Raw genomic sequence first — 3,482 nt, forward strand, 5'->3', positions numbered from 1 at the left:
GTTTGCTGAAACGGGAGGGCATGGGTTTGGGTAAATTCTCGTGATAGCCGTTTCAAGTTGAAGCGCCGCGGTTGCCGGCCCTTCACCCATGCCCACCACTGTATAAGGGAGGATACAGATGACTGGGACCGATTCGTTTTCTGGTTCAATCTCCGGTCGCGGAGGCGTCGGCACCGCGTCCAGGCCGGCGCTGCTGGCGCTGGGATGTTGTGCGGCTTCAAGCTTGATCCTGTTCGCAAACTCACCGGCGTACGGTGCCGAAGAGGCCGCCGCCCTGGAAGAGATCGTCGTCACCGCCCAGAAACGCGAACAGAATCTGGCGGACGTCCCCGTCGCCATCACCGCGTTCACCTCACAATCCCTTCTGGAATCGGGGCTCGACGATGCCCGGGATCTGGCAGCGATCACGCCCGGATTTTTCGGTGTGGCCACCAATAGTTTCCTCGAGACCTTTTCCATCCGCGGCGTTTCCACCACCGATCTCGGGTTCGGTGGCGACCCGTCCGTCGCGATCTACAAGGACCACGTCTACCAGGGCCGCACCGGCGCATCGCTCGGACACTTCTACGACATGGAACGGGTGGAAGTGCTGAAGGGCCCCCAGGGGTTGCTGTTCGGCAGGAACTCCGGTGCGGGCACCATTCACCTCATCACGGCCAAGCCGGACCCGGAAAGCACCGGCGGCTACGCCCATGCCGGCGCGGGGGAACGGGGTGTGATCGAGTTCGACGGCGCGGTCAACCTGCCGCTTTCGGACAATGCCGCCCTGCGCATCGCGGCTTTTCATTCGGAGGAAGACGGCTGGATCGACAACCTGCAGGGCGGCAGCGAGCGGGGCGGCCACGACAATACCGGCGGCCGCGCCTCCATCGGTTTCGTCGGCGAGCGCGCATCGGTCACCGCCACGGTGGAATACGAGGAAAGGCAGACCTCCGGTACGCTCTATGCCCTGATCGACCCTGTTACGCGCGAGCCGTTCACCGGGGACATCTGGGCCATCGATTCCGAAGTGCTTGACGCCGATACGGACGAAAGCGACCTCTTGAGCCTGACGCTGCTGATCGAATACGACCTGGGGTTCGCCACCTTCAGTTCCATCACCGGCTTCAAGGACCACGAGTTCTATTACTTCGAGGATGTCGACGGCGTCCCGGACCGGTACATCAACTACATCCAGGACCAGTCCGGAGACTACCTCAGCCAGGAACTGCGCCTGGTGTCCGATGACAGCGGCGATTTCTCCTGGTTTCTCGGCGCCAGTGCCTACTGGGAAGACATCCACGCGGATTTCTCGAGCGCGAGCGACGAGGAAACCACCTGTTTCTACACCTTCGGCGACAGTTGCGCGGCCATCTACCCGTATTTCTACGGTTTCGAGTGGCCGGGCGGCACGGCCGACGGGTTGGTGCGGGAGTCCGGTGTCGGCCGGGGCGAGTACAACGGCTGGGCTTTGTACGGTGAAGCGACCTACCGCCTGAACGAACGGTTCGATGTGTCGCTGGGGCTTCGCTACAGCTACGACAAGAAGAAGTATGCCATGCAGGCGCCGTACGGCGACTCCTACCTTTCGCCAGTGGTGCTGCTGGGGTTCAACCTGCCGCAGGAACTCGAGGGTTCGGAGAACTGGGACGACCTGTCGCCGCGGGCCGTGCTGCGCTACAAGCCGAATGAAGACCTGACCCTGTACGCATCGTTCACGAAGGGGTTCAAGTCCGGGGGCTACGACAGTTTTGCCGTCACGGGTCTCGACCCCTACACCTTCGAGGTGATCCCCGGCGTCACCATGCTCAACCCGTTCGACCCGGAGAAGATCTACTCCTATGAAGCCGGCCTCAAGGCCCTGCTGTTCGACGGAACGACCCAGGTCGACATCGCGGTTTTCTACTACGACTATGAAGACCTGCAGCTCGGCACCTTCAAGGGAACCCTGTTCGAAGTGGACAACGTCGGGACGGTGGAAGGCTACGGCGTCGAGGCCCAGTTGCATTCCCGGCCGAACCGGCATGTGGAGTTCCAGCTCGGCGTTGCGCTGAGCGACACCGAGGCCGACGACGTCGCTCTGGACACCTGCCCGGGGCTCGACTTCGTAAGCCTCTGCAACGGCAATCGCCTGCCGAGCCACCCGAAGGAAACCATCAATGCCGGCCTCACGCTTTACTACCCGATGGACCCGGGTGAGTGGTTTCTGGGCGCGCAATACATCTACGTGGGCTCCTGGTTCAGCGACCTGAACAACGAAGAGGTCCTGCGGGAGCCGAGCTTCAACAAGCTGGATGTGCGGGCCGGGTTTTCGCATCGGAACTGGATGGTGTGGGCCTATCTCGAGAACGCCACCGACGAGCAGTGGTACGGGGCGACCTCCGACTTCTTTGGGGACGGAACCTATCCGATCTCGTTCCTGCAGAACCGGCCGCGCACCGTTGGCGTGCGCCTGCTGTACGAGTTCTGACTGGAACGTCCCATTCGCAGAATGAGGTTTCCAAAGTCAACCGCCCTTTTGCTCGGGTGTCTCCTGGCCCTGCCGGCGGGCGCCGCGGAGGAGGGCGAAGCGTTTTTCGCCAGCGAGGTGATGCCCAGGTTGGCCGAAAACGGTTGCGTGATGTGCCACAGCCCGGGGCGCGGGTATGTTCGGCCGGCCATCGAGTACCGGGAACTGCTCACCTATCTCGCCATGGGGCAGTCGGCGGACAACAACGTGCTGGTGTTCCGGCTGGCCAACCTGCGCAGCATGATGCCCGGCCGGCCGACCCACTTCGGCGGGCAGCGCTGCGCGACCCTTGAAGCCGAGCCCTGCGGTACGCTGATGAAGTGGTGGGAAGTCGAATTCGGAGATGAGGCATGAACCGATTGATTGCGCTGGGGCTGCTGCTAGGCGCCTGGTCACCGGCGGTATTGCCGGATGAGGGGGGTGGCATCGGGATCGGCGATGTTTCGACGGACGCGCCGGCCGATTTGGAAGTTCTTGCCGTGGAAGACGATGCCTGGTCCACGTTGGTCTCGGAAGACAGGCCGACGATGGCCTGGCAGGGGATCTTTGCTTCCGAAGACAACAAGGTGACGGTCGACTATTCCCAGTACGAAACCCATACGGCGAAGTTGTCCAATTGGGGCGGGGACGAATTCATGGTTTTCATCGAAGGGCGGGTCGAGATCACCGACAGCGATGGCAACAGCAGGGTCTACGGGCCCGGCGACATGGTCGTCATGCCGAAGGGGTTCACCGGAACTTGGCGTCAGCTCAGCCCGGTCCGCAAGATCTCCGTTACCTACGGCTGGCCGGAACACTAGCCGCACCTATGTTTTCACTACTCTTGCCAACCTCGCTACGTTCACTCGTCAACAGGTGCGGCTGGCGGGCATGAAACGCAGGGATGTCCTCAAGGCAACGGGCGGGCTGACCGGCGCGGCCCTCCTGTCCGGCGCCCGGGTGTGGGCAAATTCCAGGCCCACGGCCCTGGTGGTGGGCTCGGGCATAGCGGGCC

General features: G+C 62.6%; 3 protein-coding genes. All 3 read left to right on the top strand.

What is annotated here, in order from left to right; all coding sequences use genetic code 11:
• Positions 1-223: 223 nt before the first annotated feature.
• Genes OXG98_15690 through OXG98_15700 form a run of 3 tightly spaced genes read left to right on the top strand, consistent with a single transcriptional unit; the run spans position 224 to position 3,288 of the window.
• Positions 224-2,449, top strand: coding sequence for a TonB-dependent receptor (locus OXG98_15690; GenBank protein ID MCY3773448.1), 2,226 nt, complete (start codon positions 224-226; stop codon positions 2,447-2,449).
• A gap of 21 nt (positions 2,450-2,470) precedes the next feature.
• Entirely contained in the window at positions 2,471-2,842 is a 372-nt protein-coding gene (locus tag OXG98_15695) for a hypothetical protein (protein MCY3773449.1), read from the top strand.
• A complete protein-coding gene (locus tag OXG98_15700; protein ID MCY3773450.1) occupies positions 2,839-3,288 on the top strand; it encodes a cupin domain-containing protein in 450 nt (149 codons plus the stop codon). Before OXG98_15695 ends, OXG98_15700 begins: the two co-directional genes overlap by 4 nt.
• Positions 3,289-3,482 lie beyond the last annotated feature (194 nt).

The organism is Gemmatimonadota bacterium, from assembly GCA_026706345.1.
Classification (GTDB): domain Bacteria; phylum JAAXHH01; class JAAXHH01; order JAAXHH01; family JAAXHH01; genus JAAXHH01.

Coding starts and splice junctions, on each gene's coding strand:
- OXG98_15695 (MCY3773449.1), top strand. CDS start 2,471: ATGAGGTTTCCAAAGTCAACCGCCCTTTTGCTCGGGTGTCTCCTGGCC.
- OXG98_15700 (MCY3773450.1), top strand. CDS start 2,839: ATGAACCGATTGATTGCGCTGGGGCTGCTGCTAGGCGCCTGGTCACCG.